The sequence below is a fragment of the Archangium lipolyticum genome (genome assembly GCF_024623785.1).
Lineage (GTDB): Bacteria > Myxococcota > Myxococcia > Myxococcales > Myxococcaceae > Archangium > Archangium lipolyticum.
Genome location: NZ_JANKBZ010000007.1, coordinates 274,358 through 297,985 on the forward strand (window position 1 = coordinate 274,358; position 23,628 = coordinate 297,985).

At 69.3% G+C, this 23,628-nt stretch carries 15 protein-coding genes; 10 read left to right on the top strand and 5 right to left on the bottom strand.

Going from position 1 to position 23,628, the window contains the following annotated elements; translation table 11 throughout:
• The first annotated feature begins 5 nt into the window (after positions 1-5).
• Both NR810_RS18065 and NR810_RS18070 read left to right on the top strand, forming a co-directional pair.
• Complete coding sequence (locus NR810_RS18065; protein WP_257453959.1) at positions 6-554, top strand: RNA polymerase sigma factor; 549 nt, start codon at positions 6-8, stop codon at positions 552-554.
• A complete protein-coding gene (locus tag NR810_RS18070) occupies positions 551-838 on the top strand; it encodes a hypothetical protein (protein ID WP_257453960.1) in 288 nt (95 codons plus the stop codon). The genes NR810_RS18065 and NR810_RS18070 overlap by 4 nt, the downstream gene beginning before the upstream one ends.
• Positions 839-889: 51 nt before the next feature.
• Here the strand turns inward: NR810_RS18070 and NR810_RS18075 are convergent, their stop codons facing one another.
• Both NR810_RS18075 and NR810_RS18080 read right to left on the bottom strand, forming a co-directional pair.
• Positions 890-2,581 (bottom strand): hypothetical protein, encoded by a 1,692-nt coding sequence (locus tag NR810_RS18075; protein WP_257453962.1) that lies wholly within the window; start codon positions 2,579-2,581, stop codon positions 890-892.
• 232 nt (positions 2,582-2,813) lie between these two features.
• Positions 2,814-3,998, bottom strand: a complete 1,185-nt coding sequence (locus tag NR810_RS18080; RefSeq protein ID WP_257453963.1) for a heparin lyase I family protein — start codon at positions 3,996-3,998, stop codon at positions 2,814-2,816.
• A 428-nt stretch (positions 3,999-4,426) separates the two neighbouring features.
• On the opposite strand from NR810_RS18080, the gene NR810_RS18085 reads away from it, so the two are divergent.
• The 4 genes from NR810_RS18085 (at position 4,427) to NR810_RS18100 (ending at position 11,027) form a co-directional block, all read left to right on the top strand.
• Complete coding sequence (locus NR810_RS18085; RefSeq protein WP_257453965.1) at positions 4,427-6,487, top strand: S46 family peptidase; 2,061 nt, start codon at positions 4,427-4,429, stop codon at positions 6,485-6,487.
• A 73-nt stretch (positions 6,488-6,560) separates the two neighbouring features.
• Positions 6,561-7,976, top strand: coding sequence for a hypothetical protein (locus NR810_RS18090; protein ID WP_257453967.1), 1,416 nt, complete (start codon positions 6,561-6,563; stop codon positions 7,974-7,976).
• 66 nt (positions 7,977-8,042) lie between these two features.
• A complete protein-coding gene (locus NR810_RS18095) occupies positions 8,043-9,356 on the top strand; it encodes a M18 family aminopeptidase (protein WP_257453969.1) in 1,314 nt (437 codons plus the stop codon).
• Positions 9,357-9,407: 51 nt separating this feature from the next.
• Positions 9,408-11,027: an adenylate/guanylate cyclase domain-containing protein gene (locus tag NR810_RS18100; protein WP_306818277.1), complete on the top strand. Its 1,620-nt coding sequence runs from the start codon at positions 9,408-9,410 to the stop codon at positions 11,025-11,027.
• A 17-nt stretch (positions 11,028-11,044) separates the two neighbouring features.
• Here NR810_RS18100 and NR810_RS18105 read toward each other — a convergent pair whose 3' ends face one another.
• The 3 genes from NR810_RS18105 to NR810_RS18115 all read right to left on the bottom strand — a co-directional run bounded on the left by NR810_RS18105 (position 11,045) and on the right by NR810_RS18115 (position 15,429).
• Entirely contained in the window at positions 11,045-12,979 is a 1,935-nt protein-coding gene (locus NR810_RS18105; RefSeq protein WP_257453971.1) for an ATP-binding response regulator, read from the bottom strand.
• A 156-nt stretch (positions 12,980-13,135) separates the two neighbouring features.
• Positions 13,136-14,131 (bottom strand): S1C family serine protease, encoded by a 996-nt coding sequence (locus tag NR810_RS18110; RefSeq protein WP_257453973.1) that lies wholly within the window; start codon positions 14,129-14,131, stop codon positions 13,136-13,138.
• A gap of 104 nt (positions 14,132-14,235) precedes the next feature.
• Positions 14,236-15,429, bottom strand: a complete 1,194-nt coding sequence (locus tag NR810_RS18115) for a cytochrome P450 (protein WP_257453975.1) — start codon at positions 15,427-15,429, stop codon at positions 14,236-14,238.
• Positions 15,430-15,615: 186 nt separating this feature from the next.
• Between NR810_RS18115 and uvrA the strand changes: the two genes are divergently transcribed.
• The 4 genes from uvrA (at position 15,616) to NR810_RS18135 (ending at position 23,620) form a co-directional block, all read left to right on the top strand.
• Positions 15,616-20,916 (top strand): excinuclease ABC subunit UvrA, encoded by a 5,301-nt coding sequence (gene uvrA / locus NR810_RS18120; protein WP_257453977.1) that lies wholly within the window; start codon positions 15,616-15,618, stop codon positions 20,914-20,916.
• A gap of 82 nt (positions 20,917-20,998) precedes the next feature.
• Positions 20,999-21,226: a hypothetical protein gene (locus NR810_RS18125; RefSeq protein WP_257453978.1), complete on the top strand. Its 228-nt coding sequence runs from the start codon at positions 20,999-21,001 to the stop codon at positions 21,224-21,226.
• A 263-nt stretch (positions 21,227-21,489) separates the two neighbouring features.
• The gene (locus NR810_RS18130; RefSeq protein WP_257453979.1) at positions 21,490-22,776 is read left to right on the top strand and encodes a hypothetical protein; all 1,287 of its coding nucleotides are present in this window, start codon (positions 21,490-21,492) and stop codon (positions 22,774-22,776) included.
• A 106-nt stretch (positions 22,777-22,882) separates the two neighbouring features.
• On the top strand, positions 22,883-23,620 hold the full coding sequence (locus tag NR810_RS18135) for an FHA domain-containing protein (protein WP_257453981.1): 738 nt from the start codon (positions 22,883-22,885) through the stop codon (positions 23,618-23,620).
• Positions 23,621-23,628 lie beyond the last annotated feature (8 nt).

The following is a 23,628-nucleotide window of genomic DNA, read 5'->3' on the forward strand; positions in this document are numbered from 1 at the left end:
GGCCCATGTCCTCCCCTCCTGAAGCCCCTTCGGACGCCGAGCTCATCACACGGGTACTCGTGCGGGACGACCGGCGCGCGTTCGGCGAGCTGGTGGCCCGGCACCAGTCCGCGGTGCGTGGCCTGCTGCGCCGGCTGACCGGGGGGGACGTGGCACAGGCGGACGACCTGGCGCAGGAGACCTTCCTGCGCGCCCTCAGGGGACTGAGGGGGTACCGGGGGGGCGCGAAGTTCTCCTCCTGGCTCTACCGTATCGCCTGCAACGTGTACTTCAGCCACGACCGGGGCAGCCGCGACGTTCCACCGGAGCCTCCCGCCCTGGAGGAGGGGAGCGCCGGGCTCCTCCTGCCGGACACGTTCCTGGAACGGTACGATCTGGAGCGGGCGCTCGCCTCCCTCAAGCCCCGCGAGCGGGCCGCACTCGTGCTCACCTATGCCAACGAGCTGACCCATGAGGAGGCGGCGGTCGTCCTCGACTGTCCCCTGGGCACGCTCAAGACCCATGTCGCGCGCGCGAAGGAGAAGCTGCGCCGACAGCTCGAGGAGGTCCCATGAACCGCCACGATGACGAGGCCTGGCTCGATTCGCTGCTCCAGCGGCAGCTTCCCTCCGGTCTCCCGGACGATGGCTTCCAGGAGCGATTGCTCCAGCGCCTGCCCCGGCGCCCGCGGCCCGTGCAGCGCCTGCTCCTCCTTGGCGCCACGTTCGTGGTGGCCGCCACCGTTCCGCTCCTGTCCTCGGACGCGGTGGCGCTCTCCTCCACGGGCACCGCCGACCTCGCCGTGCCCTTCAGCCTCGGGACCGCCCTGCTCTGGTACCTCGCGGACTGCCTGGGGTGAGAGGAACCGGGTGGTCCCGTTCCAACGGGCCACCCGGGATGTCCCAGGGACTCAGCGGAGCGTCATCGCGCCGTACATCGCATCCAGCACGGCCGAGGCGACCTGGAAACGGGGCGCGTACATGTTCTTGGAGATCCACAGCGCCGGCAGCTCGACTTGCGGCCGTTGCAGCTCCTGGACGAGGAAGCGGAGGGAGCCCCGGATGAGCTCCCGGACCTTCTCCGTCTCGTTGGGCAGGAGCTCCGGTTCGTACTTCAGCAGGGTGGCCAGACCGGACGCGACATAGGCGGTCTCCTCCAGGGTGGGCTCCTGTTGCCCCCAGCCGCCCTGCTTCGTCCGGTTCTCCACCTCGGTCAGCATCTGCCGCACCCGCTCCGGGTAGGTGAAGAGGATGGAGCGCAGGCTCAGCCACTTCTGCACGCCGTAGGTCCACGTGGCGTGCCACTTGTCGTGGTTGAGCTGATCGAAGTCGAAGTCCTGGGGATCCAACTGCTCCAGCAGGCTGCGGAGGATCTCCTGGTTGACGGGCTGGCTGGTGAAGGCCTCCTCGAACGTGCCCGCGGCCAGGTCCATGGACATGACCGAGTGGAGCAGGGCGGAGGGGGACGGGTGGAGCTCGTACGGGTAGCAGAAGAAGGTGCCGTTCTTGCGCTGGAACCGTTGGAGGCTGGCGCTCGTCATGGGCTTGAGGTCGCGCACCCCCGCCTTGACGAGCACGGAGTAGAGGGCAAACGCGACCGCGGTGTCATCCAGGTCCGGCAGGTCGGCGTTGTTCGTGTCCCACGAGACGCGGCCCAGCTCGTCGATGTTCGTCTCCTGGTAGATGCGCGTCAGCAGGGGAAGGATGGTCTCGTCCCGGACCAGATCGAAGATGTTGCCGGACACCAGCCAGGGGCGCACGTTCCACAGCCGCCGCGAGGTGACGATGGGGTGCAGGTTGGGGAAGCCCGTCCGCTGGTAGTCCTCGAAGGTGTCGCGCAGGTACTGGTAGAGGCCGCTGGGGACCTCGCGCCCCTGCTCGGTGAGCAGGAGGATGGTGGCGGCGGTGGCGGACGGAGACAGGCCGATGGCCCCATTGGGCAGCATCGTCCGCGGGAGCTGGCCCACGTCATCGACGAGCCCGGGAGTGAGGGCAGCGAGCTCGGCCGTGTAGCTCAGCGTGCTGCCCGGATCGAACAGCGGGCCCAGCTGCCGCAGCTTGCCCAGCTTCATGTCTCCCTTGCGATCCAACGTCTCGATGAACTCGCGGGACCGGGCGCTGAGCGGGAAGGTGCACTGGTTGCGCTCCAGCCACTTGAGCAGCTTGGGGGCCACGAGCTCGAAGGCCACCGTGTCATGGTGGGGGTAGTCGTGACAGGCGATGATCAGCGCCTCGACGCGGGCCTCCAGCTCCCGGTGCCTGGGGAGCGGCTGGCCCACGCGCACCAGCGCCATGGTGGCCGCCAGGGTGTCCACGAGCGCCGAGTGCGGCATGTAGCTGGGATCTCCCCAGCCGCCATCGGCGTGCTGCGCGTCGAGCAGCAGGGCGAGGTTCTTCCGCTTGTCCTCTTCGTTGAAGAAGTCGCAGCAGAGCACCCAGGCCAGGTCGTAGATGGAGAGGTTCCAGTCACCCCTGTCCGAGAGCAGCGCCTGGAAGTGATGCCGGATGTGGGGACGCAATGCCGCCGCATCCGGAGCACGGGCCGCGTCCTTGAGAATGCGCAGCGAGGCGCAGGAAGGGGTCTGAGAGCCTGAAACGAGCATGCCGGCCGCCTTGCAGTGGGGTTACCACATCATGGGTGAGGTCCCGCATACTCTCCTCGGAGGTAGGCCCGCAGTAAAGAAGGCAACATCATATTTCGGCTTGATTGAAATCGTGTCGGACACGGAAAGCCGGATGTCTATGATTAAGGGTTGCTCTTCAGGGCGGTGTTTGCGGTTCCCATGACCCGTGAGGCAGAGCGCCTGCCCCACGGTCGAGGCGGGATGGGGCTGGCTACAGGACGTCCGAGAGGTTGCGGGCCATGGTCCAACCGTCGTGATAGACGGTGCCCACCTGCGTGATGGTGTCACTGCGATACAGACCCACCTTCAGGTAATTGACCATCCCGGAGTATTGGGTGGCGATGTAGCGCTTGGGCAGAACGAGCTTGCCGTTGTGGTACAGCTCGACGAAGCCGACGCTCGGGTCGGGCGACCATTTCACATGGAGGATGAAGTCCTGCCACTGTGAGCGAACCAACGGGGTCTTCCACACGATGACGCCAGGATCGCCGCCGATGTTCAGCCGTATCTCCTCGCTGTAGACGTAGAACTCCACTGGCGGTGAGCCGCTGCCGCCCTCGTGGTGCCACTGGGTGAAGAGCTGCCAGGTCTTCACACTCGGGAAGTCCGAGGCGAACATCGTGCTGAACTTGTAGTAGTACTCCGAGCCCGTCGGCTCGCGGGTCATCCTCACCAGCTCGTTGCGGTTGCCACTGGCGTTGATGGGATCATCGCCCTGGCGCACCGTGGCCTTGAGGGCGTAGCGGCCCTGGCGCAGCGGCGAGGACACCACCTGCAGCCGGTCCGCGCTGACCATCTGCGCGCGGGTCCACTGGGAGTGGTCGCCCGTCTCGAAGTCGCCGCGCCACACCACGCCAGAGCTGGTGATGGACGTCCCGCATGCGCGGACCTCGGCGATGCTCGCCCAGTCATTCACGGTGTTGCCTTTGAAGTAGATGCGCAGGCGGCGCGCGGTTCGCGCGGCGAAGGAGTACGTCTCCGCCGCCGTCGTCGTGCCGCTGCTCTTGCCGGTGTAGACCTGGGTGTAGCTCATCCCGTCCGTGGAGACGTGCAGGGTGAAGTCATTGATGCGCTGATCTCCCTGATGCCAGGCGATGGCCGCGCCCGAGACGGAGCGTTCGGCGCCCAGGTCGAAGTCGATCCACGAATCCCTGCCAAGGTTGCTCCAGCGCGTATCGAGCCGATCATCGAGCGTGTTGGCCGGCACGTTGCCATCATTTCCGCTGGCGATCACCGAGATGACGGAGAGCTGCGAGCAGTTCTGCGTGGTCAGCGCCGCGGTGGCTGTCTCCAACGTCTGGGAGGGTCCCTCGATGGCTTCTTCGGTATCGGGCGCTCCGCAAGCAGCGACGCCGAGGATGAGAAATGTTCCAGCCAGGAGAAGGGTTTTCTTCACGTAGGGGGCTCCCGAGAAGAGTTGAAGACAGACAGGGAAATGCCGATCCGCGTGGGGCGGCCGGTATGAGATGTTGGACTTTGTCGATACAGCCCTCCCGTTGCGCCAATCCGGGCTCATCGCCCTGGCGTTCGGAGAGGTCTTGCATGTGCTGTGAGTCGTGAGCTCCTGCTCGATGACGGTGCGCTCGGTCGTCCGACCGGTCTGCCCGAGCATCCATCAAATATATTTTGCACTCAACACAGGACCCCGACGCCTGCATGCTGGGCAGGTGGACGGACGGAACCTGCTCAATCCATTACACTGTAATTCTACACATCGGTCGTGCATCCCCCGGGGCAAGTGGGGCGTGAGAGTCATTAGAAGAGCGGCCCAAGCGCGTGGACGGATGGAGTAGGGTCTCCGGGATTGACTCGAAGGAGACCTGAATGACACGGCTGCTCGCCGTCCTCCTGCTGCTCGTGGCCGGGCTCGCCCGGGCCGACGAGGGCATGTGGACCTTCAACAACTTTCCCGCGGACGTGGTGAAGGCGCGGTATGGCTTCGCGCCGGACAAGGCGTGGCTGGAGAAGGTCCGGCTCTCCGCGGCGCGCCTCGCCGGTGGGTGCTCGGCCAGCTTCGTGTCTCCCAACGGGCTGGTGATGACCAACCACCACTGTGTGAGCGATTGCGTCCAGCAGCTCTCCACCGCGAAGAGCGACTACATCGCGAAGGGCTTCTACGCGGCCACCGCCCAGCAGGAGCGGCAGTGCCCGGCCATGGAGGTCAACAAGCTGCTGGAGATCTCCGACGTCACCGAGGCGGTGACGAAGGCCACGCAGGGCAAGGAGGGCGCGGCCTTCCGAGATGCGCAGCGGGCGGAGATCGCCCGGCTGGAGAAGGCGTGCGCCACCGCTACCGACGTCCGTTGTGACGTGGTGACGCTGTACCAGGGCGGCATGTACAACCTCTATAAGTACCAGCGTTTCCAGGACGTGCGGTTGGTGTTCGCCCCCGAGGAGGCCATTGCCTTCTTCGGCGGAGACCCGGACAACTTCGAGTTCCCCCGCTACGCCTATGACGTGTCCTTCGTGCGCGTGTACCAGGACGGCAAGCCGGCGAAGCTGGACCACTGGCTCCGCTGGTCCCCGAAGGGCGCCCAGGAGGGCGAGCTGACCTTCGTGGCCGGGCACCCGGGCAGCACCTCGCGCCTGGCCACGGTGGCCCAGCTCCTCTTCCAGCGCGACTACTCCGTGCCCGAGCGCCTCCTCGTCCTGGCCGAGCTGCGCGGACTGCTCAACGAGTTCCAGAAACGGGGGCCGGAGCTCTCCCGCATCGCCAATGCCCTCAAGCTCGAGATGGAGAACTCGTACAAGGCCCAGGTGGGCCGGCGCGAGGCGCTCGTCGATCGGGACTTCTTCGCGAAGAAGGTGGCCGAGGAGCAGAAGCTGCGCGACTGGGTGAAGGCGGAGCCCGGGCGGCAGAAGCGCTTTGGCCAGGCCTGGGACGAGATCGCCCGGGCCACGGACGTGCTGCGCGACATGCGCATCCGGCTGCGGTTGTTGGAGCAGCGCGCCGGGGCGGAGTCGGACCTCTTCGATTACGCGCGTCTGCTCATCCGCTCGGCCGAGGAGCGCTCCAAACCCAACGAGCAACGGCTGGAGGAGTACGCCGAGGCGCGCAGGCCCCAGCTGGAGCAGGTGCTCTTCAGCCCCGCCCCCGTCTATCCCCAGCTGGAGGAGGCGCTGCTCTCCTTCTATCTGACGAAGCTGCGCGAGCAGCTCGGGCCGGATGACCCCGTGGTGAAGAAGGTGCTGGGCAAGCAGTCGCCGGAGGCACTCGCGCGCAAGCTGGTGGCCGGTACGAAGCTGGCCAGCCCCCAGGTCCGCCGCCAGCTCTACCAGGGTGGTCCGGAGGCCCTGCGTGCCTCGAAGGATCCGATGCTGGAGCTCGTCCGCTCCCTCGATGAGGAGGCTCGCGCCATCCGCGACCGCTACGAGCAGCAGGTGGCGTCCGTCTTCGACAGGAACGGCGAGCTGATCGCCCGCGCCCGTTTCGAGGCCTACGGCACCAGCGCCTATCCGGATGCCACCTTCACGCTCCGTCTGTCCTTCGGTCAGGTGAAGGGCTACGTGGAGGAGGGAAGGACGGTGGAGCCCTTCACGCGGTTCGCCGGCCTCTATGAGCGCGCCACCGGCGAGGATCCCTTCCGCCTGCCCGCCTCCTGGGTCCAGGCCAGGACCCGCCTGGAGCTCCAGACGCCGTTCGACTTCGTGTCCACCAACGACATCATCGGGGGCAACTCGGGCTCGCCCATCTTCAACAAGGACGCGGAGATCGTCGGCATCGTGTTCGACGGCAACATCCAGTCCCTGGGCGGAGAGTACGGGTTCGACGAGTCCGTCAACCGCACCGTGTCCGTCCACAGCCAGGGCATCGTCGAGGGGCTGCGCGACGTCTACAACGCCCGCAGGCTGCTGGAGGAGCTTGGCCAGGGTGGGGGCGGGTAGGCCGGGGAGCGCGAAAAACCCCGCGATTCCAGGCACTATGTCCGCGCGCTGGAATCGTCTGGGAGGACTTCGAATGAGGCGGATGGCCTTCGGTTGCCTGTTGTTGCTCGCGGCGTTGTCGGGGTGTTCGTCACGGTTCGTGGACTTCGCCCCGGACGAGGAGGCCGTCTACGCGCAGCCCGTCGAAGAGGTCTGGCCCCAGGTGCGCGCCTGGTTCGCGTCGAACGGCTTCACCGTCCGGGACACCGAGGGCGTGGCCTCGCTGGAGACGGAGTGGCGCGAGGAGTTCGTCGGCTCGCGGATCGCCGGCTACTGGCACCGTTACCTGGTCGTCGCCCAGCCCGAGGGCCCCCGCGGTTGCAAGGTGGTCATCACCCGGCAGACTCGCAGCGCCAACACGGCGCTGAAGGCCCCGGGGAGTCAGATCGTCTGGAGCGTGGATGGGCGCACCCAGGACAACCCCACGGGCTTCGGCAGCGAGGCGGCCCTCACGGAGTCGCTGCGGCAGGCGGGCGGTGATGCCGCCGTCCAGGGCCAGTCCCAGCAGACCGCCCGGGACCTGGTGATGGAGTGGAAGCTGTTCCGGAAGCTCTCTCCGGTGCTCGCCCAGAATGCGAGGAAGTCCAGCGACACGCCCGAGGTGAAGGTGACGCGGGAGGCCGACATCGAGTGCGGCGTGCCCATCCTGGGGCTGGGCAAGGTGGTGCGCCCCGGCAACGTGGTGCTGATGGGCGAGCTGCACGGCACGCAGCAGGTGCCGCACTTCGTCTCCCAGGGGACGTGCCAGGCGCTCCTCCAGGGCATCCCCGTGACGGTGGGCCTGGAGGTGCCGGTGGAGAACCAGGAGCGGCTCCGGACCTTCCTGTCCAGCGCGGGCAGGCCGGAGGACTGGGCGAAGCTGATGGAGAGCTCCTTCTGGCGCAGCCCGTACCCGGATGGCCGCAACAGCGAGGCCGTGGTCTGGCTCATCGAGTCCCTGCGCAAGCTGCGCGGCCAGGGGCTGGACGTGGAGGTCTTCGCCTTTGATCACCCGGCCCTCGACGGAGAGGCGCGTGAGGAGGCCATGGCGAAGACGGTGTTGGAGATGGCCGGTGGCGCCTCCAAGCGGGCGGTGCTGGTGCTCAGCGGCAACCTCCACCCCCGTCAGGTGAAGGGGCTGCCGTGGAGCGCGGACTACCGCCCCATGGGCCTGCGCGTGGCGGAGCGGCTGCCGAGGGTGTTCTCGCTGGACATCGCCTACAAGAGCGGCACGGCGTGGATCTGCGCCGTGGACGGGCAGCAGAAGCTGGATTGTGGCGTGAAGCCGGCCAAGGGCCAGGACAACGGGGAGCGCTACTTCGTGCACCTCTTCGACGGCCGCAACGGGCAGGGCTACCACGGCATCTTCTACGTGGGCACGGTGTCCGCCTCTCTGCCGGCGGTGTACCAGGGGGTGGAGCCCGCGGGGGACGCCCAGGCCTCCACGCCTCCGTCCCAGCCCGCCAGGTAGACACTCCCCGGCGGGGGCCCCGCGTTTCCTGTGGCGGGCCCCGGCGGCGGCGCTAGCCTGGAGGCGATGATTCCCTCCGATACCGATGCCGCCGCCAACGACCTGCTGGCCTATATCGACGCCTCGCCCACGCCCTACCACGCGGTGCGCGAGACGATCCGCCGCCTCACCGCCCAGGGCTACCGCGCCCTGGACGAGCGCGAGTCCTGGGACCTGAAGCCCGGCGACAAGGTGTACGTCACCCGCGGGGACACCAGCATCGCCGCCTTCCACCTGGGCACCACACCCGTGGACCGCGCCGGCTTCCGCCTGGTGGGCGCCCATACCGACTCGCCCAACCTGCGCCTCAAGCCCAACGCGCAGGTGCAGCGCTCCGGCTACCACCAGCTCGGGGTCGAGGTGTACGGCGGCGTCCTCTTCAGCACCTGGCTGGACAGGGACCTGTCCCTCGCCGGCCGCCTGGTGACGGCGAAGGACGGCCGCCTCGCGCACCACCTGGTGGACTTCCGCCGCCCCCTGCTGCGCATCCCCAACCTCGCCATCCACCTCAACCGCTCCGTCAACACCGACGGCCTCAAGCTCAACGCCCAGGACCACCTGGTGCCGGTGCTCGCCCTGGAGCGCTCGGGCGCGTTGGACCTCAAGGCGATGCTCGTCGAGGAGCTGGCCCGGGGTGGCACCCAGGTGGAGCCGGGCGACATCCTCGGGTTCGATCTGTGCCTCTACGACACGCAGCCCTCCATCCGCTCCGGCGCCTTCGGTGAGTTCCTCCACGCGCCGCGCCTGGACAACCTGGCCAGCAGCCACTCCGGCCTGTCCGCGCTGCTGGCGAAGACGGGGCCGAGCGAGGCCACGTGCGGCGTCGTGCTGTACGACCACGAGGAGTGCGGCAGCACCAGTGCCCAGGGCGCCGCGTCCCCCTTCCTGAAAGATCTGCTGGAGCGCATCACCCTGGCGCACTCGGACGGGAAGCGGGACTCGTTCCACCGGGCCATCCGCCACTCGTTCCTGGTGTCGGCGGACATGGCGCATGCGTTGCATCCCAACTACGCCTCCATGCACGAGCCCAAGCACCAGCCGCTGCTGGGGGCGGGCCCGGTCATCAAGTCCAACGTCAACCAGTCCTACGCCACCGATGGCGAGAGCTGGGCCTGGTTCGCCCTGTGCTGCCGCGAGGCGGGGGTGACGCCGCAGAACTTCGTCACCCGGACGGACCTGGGGTGTGGCAGCACCATCGGTCCCATCACCGCGGGTGAGCTGGGTATCCGCACCGTGGACGTGGGCAGCCCCATGCTGTCCATGCACTCCATCCGCGAGATGGCCGCCGCGGCGGACGTGGCGGCGATGATCTCCGTCCTCCGGAGCTTCTTCTCCCGCTGAGGGTCCGGGCTGGGGGGGCCCACGAGGTTGTTACGAGGAGCGGCTGTCCGGATGCTAACGTTCCCGGTCATGCAGCTCATCATGAATCCGGGCCAGCTGGATGAGCAGGTCTTCGAGCTTTCCGACGACGCCGTCACGATCGGGCGTACGAAGGAGAGCTCCATCTGCGTGCTTCACAAGAGCCTGTCGCGGCGGCACGCGCTGCTGCAGCGCGAGGGTGAGCGCCTCTTCCTGATCGACCTGGACAGCAAGAACGGGACGTTCGTCAACGACCTGCGCATCCAACGCTGCGAGCTGTTCGGGGGAGAGATCTTCCAGTGTGGCGAGGTGCGCTTCAAGCTCGTGCCCCTCTCCCGTGAGGTCGCCCTGGATCTGCTGCCGACGCAGGTCCAGGCGCTCCAGACCCGGTTCTCTCCCGCCTCGATGGTCGATCTGCTGGAAGCGATGCCCGAGCCCGGGAGCACCACCGCCCTGAAGGTGAAGCACGGGCGCGCGGAGGACCGGGCCCGGGACAAGCTCCAGGTGCTGCTCAAGGTGAGCCAGCTCCTCTCCTCGCCCGACTCCATCGACGCGCTGATGGAGCGCGTGCTGCAACTCGTCTTCCAGATCATGCAGGTGGACCGGGCGGCCGTGCTCCTGGTGGATCCCTCCAGCGGCCAGCTGCGTCCCCGGGTGGCGAAGTCCCTGACAGGGGAGCTTCCCTCCGGCCAGTTCTACAGCCAGCACATCGTCGACTACGTGCGCACGCACAGCGTGGCGGCGCTCTTCTCCGACGCCCGGGTGGATCCGCGCCTGGGCAATGCCGACTCGGTCTTCCAGCAGTCCATCCGCTCGTCCATGTGCGCCCCGCTCAAGCCCCGGGACGAGCTGCTGGGGGTGTTGTACGTGGACAACCTCTCGCGGCCCCACGGCTTCTCCGAGGAGGACCTGGAGTTCCTCACCGCCTTCGCCAACCAGGCCGCCATCGCGCTCGACAACTCGCTCCTCCGCCAGCGCATCGAGGAGGAGGCCGTGCTGCGCAATACCTATCTGCGCTTCTTCCCCCCGGCCACCCTCAAGAAGCTGCAGCTCACGCGCAGCGCGCCCCTGGAGGTCATCGAGACGGAGGTGACGATCCTCTTCGCGGACATCTGCCAGTTCACCGCCCTGTCCTCCACGCTCGAGCCCCGGCAGGTGGTGGACCTGCTCAACGAATACTTCCCGGTGATGGCGGAGATCGTCTTCCGGCACGAGGGGACGTTGGAGAAGTACATCGGTGACGCGCTGATGGCGGTATGGGGGGCGCCGTTCGCGCACGCCGACGATGTCGACCGGGCCGTGCGCGCGGCGGTGGAGATGCAGCAGGCCCTGGCCGGGTTGAACGAGCGTTGGCGGGCCCAGGGCCGGCCGGAGATCCAGGTCCACGTGGGCCTCAACACGGGCCGGGTGGCGGCCGGCAACATCGGCTCCGAGCAGTACGTGCAGTACGCCACCATCGGCGACGCCACCAACGTCGCGAGCCGGGTGTGCTCCGCCGCCGGAGCGGGGGAGATCTGCCTCACCCACACCACCCTCGAGCGCTGGGTGGAGCGGTCCATTCCCGTCTCGCCCCTGCCTCCGACGCTGGTGAAGGGCAAGCAGGAGGCGCTGACGCTCTACCGCGTGGAGTGGCGCGGATCGCCCACGGAGTGAGCCCTCGCGGGCCCTGCTCAACCCACGGCGGCGAGCACCTCGTGCGTCACCGCCAGCAGGGCACGCGCGTTGAAGGGCTTCTCCACCCGGCGATTGGGGACCCGCTCGAGGAAGTCCTTCGCCTGTGGGGTGAAGGCGCCACCGGTGAGGAAGATGACGCGGCCGGTGAGATCCGGGCGCAGCCGGTGCAGCGCCGCGTGGAAGTCCATCCCGTTCATCCGCGGCATCATCAGATCGCACAGGATGAGGTCGAAGCGTTCTCCCGCCTCCAGCAGGGGGAGCACCTCGGCCGCCAGCGTGGTGAGCACCACGTCATGGTGGGGTCTCAAGATGCGCTCCACCGCCGAGCACAGCAGGGGCTCGTCGTCGATCACCAGCACGCGGCCTCGTGGCCCTCCCGTGAGGGCCGTGGGCAGGGTCACCGGAGCGGGTGACTCCCGTAGCGGTGGCGTGGTGGCCACCGGGAGCACCACCTGGAAGGTGCTGCCCCGCCCCAGGTCGCTGTGGACGTGGAGCTCCCCGCCCATGGCGGTGATGAGGTTGTGGCAGATGGACAGCCCCAGCCCGGTGCCCACCCCTGGCGGTTTGGTGGTGAAGAAGGGATCGAAGACGCGGCCCAGCAGCTCGGGCGCGATGCCCGTGCCCGTGTCGGAGACCTCCACCGACACCCGCCCTGGCGCGCTCAGGCGCGTGGTGACGCGAATCTCATGGTGGTCCGCGTCGCCGTCGGAGGGGATGGCCTGGGTGGCGTTGACCAGCAGGTTGAGCAGCACCTGGCCCAGGCGTGAGTCGTTGCCGAGCACCGGTGGCACGTCCCCGTACTCCTTCACCAGCCGCGCCCGGTGGCGGATCTCCCCGGAGGCCAGGCTGAGCGTGGAGTCCAGCACCTTCTTCACGTCCACCGCCCGGAGCGGCTCCTGCGTCTCCCGGGAGAACGTCTTGAGGTCTCCGACGATGGTCCGCACCCGGTCCGCGCCCTGCAGCGCCTCGACGAGCGCGGTGGCCACCGACTTCAGCGGCGCCGGGGAGGGGAGTGCTTCCGCCGGCTCCGCGGGCCAGTGCTCCAGCGTCCGGGCCAGCTCCTCGTGCGCGTAGCCGAGATTCGCCGTGACGTAGGCCAGCGGGTTGTTGATCTCATGCGCCACGCCCGCCGCCAGCGTGCCCACCGAGGCCATCCGGTCCGTCAGCAGCAGCCGTGCCTGCAGCTGCTTGCGCTCGGTGACGTCCGGGAACATGGTCACGATGTGGGGTGTGCCCGCGTACTCCGCGATGCCCGTGAAGACGAGCACGTCGCGGATCTCCCCACCCTTCGTGCGCACGCGCGACTCCACCCCGCGCAGCACCCCCTGCTCCCGGAAGAGCGCGGAGAGCCGATCGTGCTCGATGGGGGTCTCCCACAGGTTCAGCTCCTTCGCGCTGCGCCAGAGCATCTCCTCGTGCGAGTAGCCAAACAGCCGCGCGCAGGCGTCGTTCACCTCCACGAAGGCACCGCTCTCGCGCGTGGTGATGCAGGTGGGCACCGGGCTCTCCCGCAGCAGCACCGCGCACAGCCCGTCCAACTCGAAGTCCTCCGGCAATGGCTCCGGGCGCTCCGCGGAACGGCGCTCGGCGAGCCGCAGCCGGAGCGCGGTCGTGGCCTCGTCCAGGGGCAGCAGCAGGAAGTCATCGGCCCCGGCGTCGAGCAGCGGCTGCAACTGGCCCAGCTGCTCGGGTCTCGCCAGCAGGAGGATGGAGGATTGCATGCCACGCGGGCAGGCCCGGAGTGCCCGGACGAGCACGAGCCTGTCTCCCCCATCCACTTCGAGCAGCACCAGCGGAAAGGGGGCCCGCCGGAAGGCGACGATGGCGGCTTCGTCATTGGAGGCCCGCGTCGGCGTCCATCCCAACTGCCGCAGCAGCGTCTCAACGGGCGAGGGCGCGTGGTTGCCAGACGGCACGAACAGGGCTCGCATGTGCTCCTCTCCGGGACGGGGGGTCATCGTGCTCCGGCCGTCTTACTACGAGCCAGCGGCTGTCCTGACGGGGCGAGATTCCCCTCCCGGGGAGAGCGCCTCCGAGCTGCCCGGGATGTCCTGGATTGGACGGATTCCGTGGAGTTGGGAAGCGCTTTATTGGAGGTACGACTTGGGAGCCGCCATGCGCGCGAAGGCGGCCTGGGCCTGGAGCCAGCGGTCGATGACATGGAGGAGCCCGTCGAAGGTGTCACGCAGGGCCCAGGCGCACGCGTCCATGTCGTCCTCGTGCTCCGCGCAGCGTTGGAGTCCGGCGCGGAGGGCCGTCAGCGCGCCGGGACAATCCGGGCGTTCCTGGAGGATCCGCTCGGCCGCGCGTGCATAGAGGCGGTAGCAGCCCTCGGGGTCTCCGCGGTTGTAGGCGGGAGCGCCGAGCTGGATGGCCTGCATGATGGCGAGGGCGATCTCCTCGATGCCATCCGTGGGGCTGCCCTCCAACAGGGAGAGCGGGTGCGTGGGCACCTGTCGCTGGCGGGGGGCCGGAGCCTTCGCCAGGGCGAGCGCGGAGAGGGGCTGGGACTCGGGCTGGGAGAGCAGCGGCAGCAGGTAGCGCGAGGGGATGACGATGGTGACGGGCCGCCCGTCCGCGAAGGCGCAGGTGGCCACGCCCACCAGCGCGCCCGAGGCATCCAGCACCGGACCGCCCGAGGCGTCCTCGGGGAGCGCGGCCTCCAGCTCCAGGAAGGTGAGGGACTCGTCGAGCACCTGCACGGCGTGGACCCGCGTCTCCATCAACCCCAGCATGCCCCCGCCAGCGGGCAGGAGGATGAAGAGCGCGTCCCCCTCACCCGGGTGGGACTCGGGCGCGAGCCGCAGCGGCTCCACCTCGTGCGAGGGCAGCCGCAGCACGGCCAGGTCCCGCTTCTCGTCCAGGGCGATCACCTCTTGCACCTGGAGGAACTGCTCGTCGGCGAGCACGACGTGGACCTCGTCGGCGCCCGCCACGACGTGCAGGTTGGTGACGAGGTAGCCCTCCGGGGAGACCACGAAGCCGACCCCCTGGCGGCCCGGCATTTCCAGGATGGCGAGAGCGGGTGCTGCCCGGGCGGCGACTGCCCGAGCAGTGGTGAGATCGGTGTCGACGGTCATCATGGCGGGTCTCCTGCTTCCCTACAGCATGGACACGCCGGTGGGACCGGGCAGGTACGGGGCCGGGAGCGGCCCGATGGAGGCAGGGCGGGCGACCGGACTCCACCTCACTCCGTGTGCGCCACCAGGGGGAGCCGGATGGGGCCTCGGATGATCAGCGAGGAGTTCCACTTCACCTCTCCGTCCCCGGGAGTCAGCCGGACGAAGCGGGCGAGCAGCTCCTCCAGGGCCACCCGGGTCTCGATCCGAGACAGGTGGGCACCCAGGCAGAAGTGGGCTCCGTAGCCGAAGGGAAGATTCTGCGGGTTGGGGCGATCCATGTCGAAGCGATCGGGATCGGGGAAGTGCGCCTCGTCGCGGTTGCCCGAGGCGATCATGAGCAGCAGCCGCGCCCCCTTGGGGATGCGCGCGCCGCCGAGCTCCACCTCCTGGGTGGTCATCCGCACGATTCCATGCGCCGGGCAGTGCAGACGCAGCGCCTCCTCGACGAAGCGGGGGATGAGCGAGACGTCCGCGCGCAGCCGGGCCAGCAGCTCCGGCTCCTCCTGCAACCGCATGAGGCTGAGGCTCAGCAGGTGCACGGTGGTCTCCAGCCCCGCGACGAGGAGCAGGAACATGAAGCCCATCAGCTCCGTCTCCGTCAGCGACTCGCCATCCACCTGGGCCCGCAGCAGATCGCTGAGCAAATCCTCACGGGGCTCCTTGCGGCGGGCCTCCAGCACCTCGGCGAAGTACTGCCGGGCCTCGTTCACCGTGGCGCGCATCTGCTCGTGCTTCGCGGTGTCGTTGGGGCCGATGCTGGTGAAGTGGGTGATGACCTCCACCCACTGCCTGAAGCGCGGATGCAGGGAGGCGGGCAGGCCAGCCATCTCCCCGAGGACGGCCAGGGGGATGCGGAAGGAGAAGGCCTCCACGAAGTCGATGGACTGGCCCGGGGTCACCGCGGCGACGGCCTCCTTCGCGAGCGCGCGGATGCGCGGCTCCATCCGGCTCAGCATGGAGTGGCCGAAGGCGCGGCTGACGAGTGCCCGCAGCCGGGTGTGCTCCGGAGGATCCATGACGAGCATGGAGTCGGCGAGCGGGTAGTCGGGTATCCACGCCGGGCGGTAGGTCTGCCGGATGCCCTCCGAGGAGAAGACCTGGGGGTTCTTCATCACCGTGATGAGGTCGTCGTAGCGCGAGACGGCCCAGAACCCCGCCGGGTCCACCTGGCTCACGGGCGCGTTGCGGCGCAGCTCGGCGTAGTAGGGGTAGGGATTGGCCCGCACCTCGGGTGCGAGCAGGTTGATTCGGCTGCTCATCTGCCTGCCTCGTGGAGAGAAGAGACGGGGAGCATGCTAGCGCGTCGCCGGGCGCGGGAGGGCCGATTCTGGCGAGCATGGAAGGCGTCCTGACAGGACGGAAAAGGGCAGGTGGCCAGACTGCCCCGCACCACGTGACGGATTCCGTTGGCGGGCCCGACTTCCGCCGTTAAATCAGCGCCTCCCATGCACAAGACGCACCTCGTTGGAGCCCGGACCCACAACCTCCAGTCCCTGTCGGTGGACCTCGCCGAGGGAGAGCTGGTGTGCCTCACCGGCGTGTCCGGCTCCGGCAAGTCCAGCCTCGCGCTGGACACCCTGTATGCCGAGGGCCAGCGCCGCTTCGTCGAGAGCTTCAGCCCGTATGCCCGGCAGTTCCTCGAGCGGCTGGAGCGGCCCCCGATGGACAACCTGGAGCCCGTGGCGGCGGGCGTGGCGGTGGACCGGCGCGCGCCGGTGAAGAGCTCGCGCTCCACCGTGGCCACCCTGGCCGACGTGGAGGCGTACCTGTCCGCGCTCTTCACCCGTGAGGCCATGCCGGTGTGCCCCACGTGTGAGGTCGAGGCGGTGCGCACGGACGCGGGCGTGGCGGCGCGGGCCACCCTCGCCGCCGAGCCCGAGGTGCTCGCCGTGGTGGCCTTCCCCGTGCGCATCGCGGACACCGCCGAGTTCCTCGACGTGCGCGCGCGGTTGTTGAAGGAGGGCTACCACCGGCTGGTGGTGCAGGGAGAGGTGCGGGAGTTGGAGTCGCTGCGGCCCTCCGAGGCCACCGACTCCGCCGGCGTGGCGCACGTGGTGGTGGACCGGTTGAAGCTGGCCGGGTCGCAGCTGAGCCGGGTGACGGCGGCGCTGGAGTCGGCGTGGGCGATGGGCAATGGCGAGGCGGTGGCTTTCACACCCTCGGGCGTCCGGCGCATCCGCCGGGGCCTGGTGTGCCCCAGGTGCTCGCGTGAGTTCGAGCAGGCCCGGCCTGGCCTCTTCAGCTACCAGTCGCCCACCGGCGCCTGCCCCACGTGCCGGGGCTTCGGCCGCACCATTGGCATCGACTGGGACAAGGTGGTGCCCAACCCGACGCTGAGCCTGGAGAAGGGGGCCATCCGTCCCTGGTCGGGCAAGACGTCCGAGTGGGAGCGGAAGATGCTGTTCCGCTACGCGCGCGAGCACGGGATTCCGCTGGACGTGCCCTGGGAGCGGCTCACCCCCGCGCAGCGGGAGCGGGTGCTGGAAGGGGAGGGTGACTACGACGGCGGCCGTGTCTATCCAGGCGTGCGCGCGTGGTTCCGCTGGATGGAGAGCCGCACGTACAAGATGCACGTGCGCGTGCTGCTCTCGCGCTACCGCGCCTATTCGCTGTGCGAGAGCTGCAAGGGCGCGCGTCTCAACGAGTCCGCGCGGGCCTGGCGCGTGGGCGGGCTGGATCTGGCCGCGTGGCACGGGCTGGAGCTGTCCGAGGCCCGCGAGCGCCTGGACGCCCTGCGGACGCACACCGGCCAGGGCGAGCTGGTGCGCCGCGAGCTGGCCGGCCGCCTGGGTTATCTGGAACGGGTGGGCCTGGGCTACCTCACGCTGGACCGGCCCGCGCGCACGCTGTCCGGCGGTGAGGCACAGCGTGTGTCCCTCACCGCGGCGCTGGGGACGTCGCTGACGGGGGCGCTCTTCGTCCTCGACGAGCCCACCGTGGGCCTGCACCCGGCCGACGTGGGACCCCTCACCGGTGCCATGGCCGAGCTGGCCACCCGGGGCAACATCGCCCTCGTCATCGAGCATGACCCGCTCGTCATCCGCTCCGCCCACCGCGTGTTGGAGCTGGGGCCCGGGGCCGGCAAGCACGGTGGGAAGCTGTGCTTCGACGGGACGCCGCAGGTGCTGGCGAAGCGCGCGGATCTGCCCACGGGCCGGCTGCTGGCGGGCACCGAGGACGTGAAGCGCACGCCGCGCGAGCGCACCGGCGAGATCGTGGTGCGCAACGCCCGGGCCCACAACCTCCAGGGTGTCTTCGTGCGCGTGCCGCTGGGCGTGCTGTGCGCCATCACCGGACCGAGCGGCTCGGGGAAGAGCACCCTGATGGACGAGGTGCTGTACCGCCACCTCGGACGCGCCCTGGGCGAGAAGGACGTGGAGGTGCCCGGCGAGGCCGACGGCGTGGACGGCCTGGAGGCGGTGGAGCGCGTCACCTTCGTGGACCAGTCTCCGCTGGGGCGCACCTCGCGAGGCAACGCGGCCACGTACACCAAGGCGTGGGATCGGATCCGGGATCGCTTCTCCTCCGAGCCCGAGGCCGAGGTGCGTGGCCTCACCTCGGCGCACTTCTCCTTCAACGTGGACAAGGGTCGCTGCGAGGCCTGCTCGGGCGAGGGCTACGAGACGGTGGAGATGCAGTTCCTCGCGGACGTCTCCCTGCTGTGCCCGGTGTGCCGGGGCCGGCGCTTCAAGGAGGAGGTGCTGGCCGTCCGGCACCAGGGCCTCTCCGTGGCGGACGTGCTCGAGCTGACCGTGGACGAGGTGCTGGAGCGCTTCGCCGGTGACAAGGCGCTGGTGCGCGCGCTGGGGCCCGTGTCCCGGCTGGGCCTGGGGTACCTGCCCCTTGGCCAGCCCCTGTCCACCCTGTCCGGTGGCGAGGCCCAGCGCCTCAAGCTGGCGCGGGCCCTGGCCAGTGAGGCGAAGGGCTCGCTCTTCCTCATCGACGAGCCGAGCGCCGGCCTGCACGACGCGGACGTGCGTCAGGTGCTCGCCGCGCTGCACGAGCTGGTGGAGCGTGGCGCGAGCGTCATCGTGGTGGACCATGACCTCGTCGTGATGCGGGGCGCGGACTGGATCATCGACCTGGGTCCCGGTGGTGGCCGCAATGGTGGGCGCCTGGTGGCCGAGGGCACCCCGGAGCAGCTCGCCCGGGGGCAGGGCCTCACCGCGGCGGCGCTGCGCGGGGAATTGAGCACGGCGGTGGTGCCCGGGAAGCGCGGCAAGGGTGCCGCCGAGGTGCCTCCCGCCATCGAGGTGGAGCACGCGCGCGAGCACAACCTGCAGGAGGTGTCCTGCCGGATTCCGCTGGGGAAGATGACGGTGGTGACGGGGCCGAGCGGCTCGGGCAAGAGCTCGCTCGTCTTCGACGTGGTGTTCGCCGAGGGCCAGCGGCGCTTCCTGGAGACGCTGACGCCGTACGCGCGCCAGTTCCTCCCCACCATGCCGCGCCCGGACGTGGAGCGCATCAGCAGCATTCCTCCCTCGGTGGCGCTGGAGCAGCGCACCTCGCGAGCGGGTGCCACCAGCACCGTGGCCACCGTCACCGAGGTGGCCCACTACCTGCGCCTCCTCTTCGCCAAGCTGGGCCAGCCGCACTGCCCCCGGGATGGTGAGCCCATCGCCGCCACCACGCCCGAGGCCCTCTACGCGCAGCTCACCGGGATGAAGGGGGACGGCACCGTGCTCGCCCCCGCGGTGCGTGCGCGCAAGGGCACGTACCTGGATGTCTTCACCGCCGCGGCGCGCGCGGGCATCGAGACCGCCATCGCCGACGGGAAGGTGGTCTCCACGGACCAGCCGCCGCAGCTCGTGAAGTCGCGCGAGCACGACATCGACCTCGTCATGTACCAGGGCAAGCTGGCGAAGCTGCCGCGCGAGGTGTTCGACAAGGCCCTCACCTGGGGCAAGGGCGCGCTGAAGGTGCGCAGCAGCGGCAACAAGGAGACGCTCCTGTCCAGCGAGCGCACCTGCCCCGTCTGCGGCTTCTCCGTGCCGGAGATGGACCCGCGCTGGTTTTCCTTCAATACGAAGCAGGGCCGGTGCGTGGACTGCGAGGGCACGGGCGTGGAGGGCGGCGCGGAGGCCCTGGCGGAGGGACGCACGGAGTCGTGCCGCACCTGCGAGGGCTCGCGCCTGGAGCCGGTGCCGCGCGCCGTGAAGCTGGAGGGCTCGCGCTACCACGAGGTGGTGCAGCAGTCCGTCACCGCCACGTTGGAGCAGGTGCGCGGGTGGAAGTTCAAGGGAGACCGGGCGCTGCTCGGCGAGCCGTCCCGTCAGGAGCTGCTGCGGCGCATGGAGTTCCTGGACCGCGTGGGGCTGGGCTACCTGTCGCTGGACCGGAACGCGTCCACGCTCTCGGGTGGCGAGATGCAGCGGCTGAGGCTGTCCGCGCAGCTCGGCGCGGGCCTCACCGGCGCGATGTACGTGCTGGACGAGCCCACCATCGGTCTGCACCCGCGCGACACGCACCGGCTGCTGTCCAACCTGCGTGCGCTGGTGGAGACCGGCTCCACCGTCTTGGTGGTGGAGCACGACACGGACACCATCCGCGCGGCGGACCACCTCATCGAGCTGGGGCCCACGGGCGGCCGTGGCGGCGGACGCATCCTCGCCGAGGGCTCGCCCGAGAAGGTGCTGCAGACCGAGGACGCTCCCACGGCTCGTGCGCTCCGTGAGCCCGCGGTGTTGGCGGGACCGCCCCGGGGTGAGCCGGAGAAGTGGATCGAGTTGAAGGGGGCTCGGGCCAACAACCTGAAGGGCGCGGACCTGCGCATCCCCGTGGGCCGGCTCTCGGTGGTGTCGGGCGTGTCGGGCTCCGGGAAGAGCACCCTGGTGCGCCAGGTGCTGTACCCGGCCCTGCGCGAGAAGCTCGGGCTGGTGACGACGCGCCCGGGGCCCTTCAAGTCCCTCACGGGCGTGGAGGCCATCCGCCGCGTGCTGGCCGTGGACCAGTCGCCCATCGGGCGTACGCCGCGCTCGGTGCCGGCCACCTTCCTGGGTCTCTGGGACGAGCTGCGCCGGGCCTTCGCCGCCACTCCCGAGGCGAAGGTGCGTGGCTTCACTCCCGCGCGGTTCTCGTTCAACACCGCGTCCGGAGGCCGGTGTACGGCATGTGAAGGGCAGGGGGCCATCTCTCACGAGATGTCCTTCCTCCCGGATGTCGTCACCCCGTGCGAGGCCTGTGGTGGGGCGCGCTTCGATGCGGCCACGCTGGAGGTGCGTTACCACGGGCTGACCATCGGTGATGCGCTGCGCCTGTCGGCGGACGAGGCCAAGGACGTCTTCCACGCGCTGCCGAAGGTGGCCGCGCCACTGTCGTGCCTGTCGGATCTGGGCGTGGGTTATCTGCAGCTGGGGCAGGGATCCAATACGCTGTCGGGCGGCGAGGCCCAGCGGCTGAAGCTGGCCGCGGAGCTGACTGCTTCCACGCGCCACGAGCCCACGCTGTACGTGCTCGACGAGCCCACCACGGGTCTGCACCTGGGGGACGTATCGAAGCTGATCGCCTTCCTGCGCCGGCTGGTGGACCGGGGAGACACGCTGGTGGTCATCGAGCACCACCCGAGCGTCATCGCCTCGGCGGATCACGTGGTGGAGCTGGGACCCGAGGGCGGCGAGGCGGGCGGGAGCATCGTGGCGGAAGGGACGCCGCAGGAGGTGGCGCGGATGAAGACGGCCACGGGCCGGGTGCTCAAGTCCGTGTTCTCCGCGGAGGAGCCCGCCCGGAAGGTGGCACGGGGGCGGTGAGGCGGCGGATGCTCGGCTGTTCCTCGTGTATCCTTGCCATTCAGGGAGTCGATGTCCCACATTGGAAGGAAATGGTGCTTGCATGAGCCAGACTCTCACTGCCCAGGATCTCTGGCCGCTCGTACAGAAACTCCCGCATGACGAGCAGGTACGTCTCGCGAAGCTTGCGCTTCGCGCCGCCGCGCAGGGTGGTTCTTCAGATGCGGAGGCCTACAAGGTGGCTCCGCCGTCCTTGGACGAGTTCTCTTCGCAGCAAGAGCCGCTGGCCTGGGAAGCGGAGGGATGGGAGGAGTTCGATGCTCCGCAGTGAGGTCCGCTGGTATACGTTCGCGGCGCCGGACAAACCCTGGCGGAGGATGACGGAATGCCGACGGCCTGTGCTTTGAACTTCGATCATGTGAGCTTGGCACAGCGCTCACGCCTCGGCCCGGTGATCACCACCCTGCCTCGGGCGCGATGGCCGGAAGTCGAACGTGCGCTGCTCGTCGCATGTGGTTTCGCCAACCCAGAGTAGAAGCCCGGACGAAGGGTGTACGTTGTCACCTCTCCTGCTGGGATCTAGGGTGCCCGCGCATGAAACCGGGACCCCGGCAGCTTCCCGTGCTGGCCTTCGTTCTCTGCTTCGGGGTGCTCCTGCTCCGGTGCCGAGGCCGGCTTCTGTTCGCGCACCTCTGGGCGGAGGACGGATCCCTCTTCTTCTCCGATGCGCTCGCGCATGGCTTCCGCGCCACCTTTCACCAGTACGCCGGCTACTTCCACGTACTCCCCCGGCTGCTCGCCGCCACCTTCGTGCGCTTCCCCCTGGAAGCCTTCGCATCGCTCGTCACCGTCTCCAGCCTGGCCTGCTACGCGGCCTCGGCGTCCCTGCTCGCGCGGACCTGTATGCGGGCGCTCATCCCCCATGACGCGGTGCGCGTACTGGGCGCCGTGGCGTTCTGCTTCCTTCCCGGGTTGATGGAGATCGCGGGCAATCTCGCCAACCTCCATTCCGCCGTCTTCCTCGCCGCCGTACTGTTGAGCCTCAAGGACCTGTCCGTCCCCCTGCGGGCCTGGGAACTGGGGTTGTTGCTCGTCATCGGCTCGACCGCGGGCGAGATGGTGGTTCTCACGCCGGTGTTCGCCCTGCGCGCCTTCCTTCGCTGGCGGCGCGGCGACGAACCCCGTGCGCAGCACGCCGAGTGGCTCGCGCTCGCCATCATCCTCGGCTGGGCGGTGATCAACTCCGTGATGTGGCGCCAGCAGGTGATCGCCGGCATGTTCAAGCCTGTGGAGCGCGCCGAGCCCCTCCACTTCGTGCTCGCCGCGATCTACGTCTTCTCCACCCGGTTCCTCGTCCACCCCCTGGCCGGGGACAAGGCCATCATGTGGCTGCATGAGACCCCGGGCCTGTTCCTCGCCGTCTCCGCGCTGCTGCTCGCGCTGCTGATATGGAGGCTGCGCTCCGAGCGTAGAGCCTCGGTGTTGCTGCTGGGCGCGGCCGCGCTGTGTCTCTGGGGGATGTTGCCGCTCACCTGGTTCGTGCGGCCCGGAAGCGAGGCGGAGCCCTCGTTCTGGCTCATCCACAGCGTCCACGCCTTCGGAGATCGGCACTCCTGGAGCGGGACGCCCGTGGGGCTGCTGCTCTGGCTGGTCGCCTTGCAGTCCCTCGGCCCCGTGCGCTGGCGGCCCGTGCTCGCCCTGGCACTGTGCGTGTCGGTCATCGTGCTCTCGTGGCACCGCCGCAAGCTGCGTGCCTATGGCTCCGAACAGGACTGGGCGCTCACCGTCCGGAAGCTCCGGGAGATTCCCCCGGGCCAGACGGCCAGCGTGCCCATCAACCCCAAGGGTTGGTACATCAACGCCCGGGGGCCGGTGGACTGAGACGGGGCAGGGGACCGCAATCCTTTCCCGCCTCGTTCGTAGGGACCTGGGGCCCGTCCGGCTGGAGTTTCCTCCAGAGCGTGCCCTAGAGTCGGATACGCCCCTCATGCGCTGTCCTTCCTGCCAGAACGAGAATGATGCCGGTGCCGCCTACTGCGACATGTGCGGCTTCGACCTGACACCTCCCAGTCACGCTCCGGCCGCCCAGAGCGCTCCCGCGCCTCAGCCGCCCCAGCCGGCCAACCCGCATCAGAAACGGCGCACCGTCTTCGAGCCGGATCCCGCGGCTCCCCCGCCTCCGCCCGCCCCCCGGGGCGCGGACTTCTTCGCCAATCCTCCGCCTCCCCGGCCCACCTTCGATCCGCGCGACCCCTTCGCCGCCGCGTCCATCCCGCCTTCCCGGCCGGCCGCTCCTCCGCCAGCCGTCGCGCCGCCTCCGCCGGCCGCCGAGCCGCCTCCCCGCCCCAAGGCCCGGACCCTCGTGGAGACCGCCAACGAGGGCTCCGCCGTGGGGCTCATCCGGGGCGCGCTCTTCGAGTACCGCGGTCCCACGGATCCAGGACGTGTCCACCCGCTTCGCGCCGGGCGCAACGTGCTCGGGCGCAACCCCGAGTGCGATGTGGTCGTGGACGACGGGCGCGTGAGCGGCCAGCACGCCTTCCTGTTCATCCGCGCCGAGGACGCCTCGTTCATCGACGTCTCCAGCAACGGCTCCGTCGTCAACGGCTCCGTCGTCCATGGCGAGCAGGTCATCCTGCAGAACCACGCGGTGATCACCCTCGGCGGGACGACGCTCGTGCTCGTCATCGTCCCCGAGCAGCTGCTGGCCCGCCGCTCCCCGTGACCTGGTTC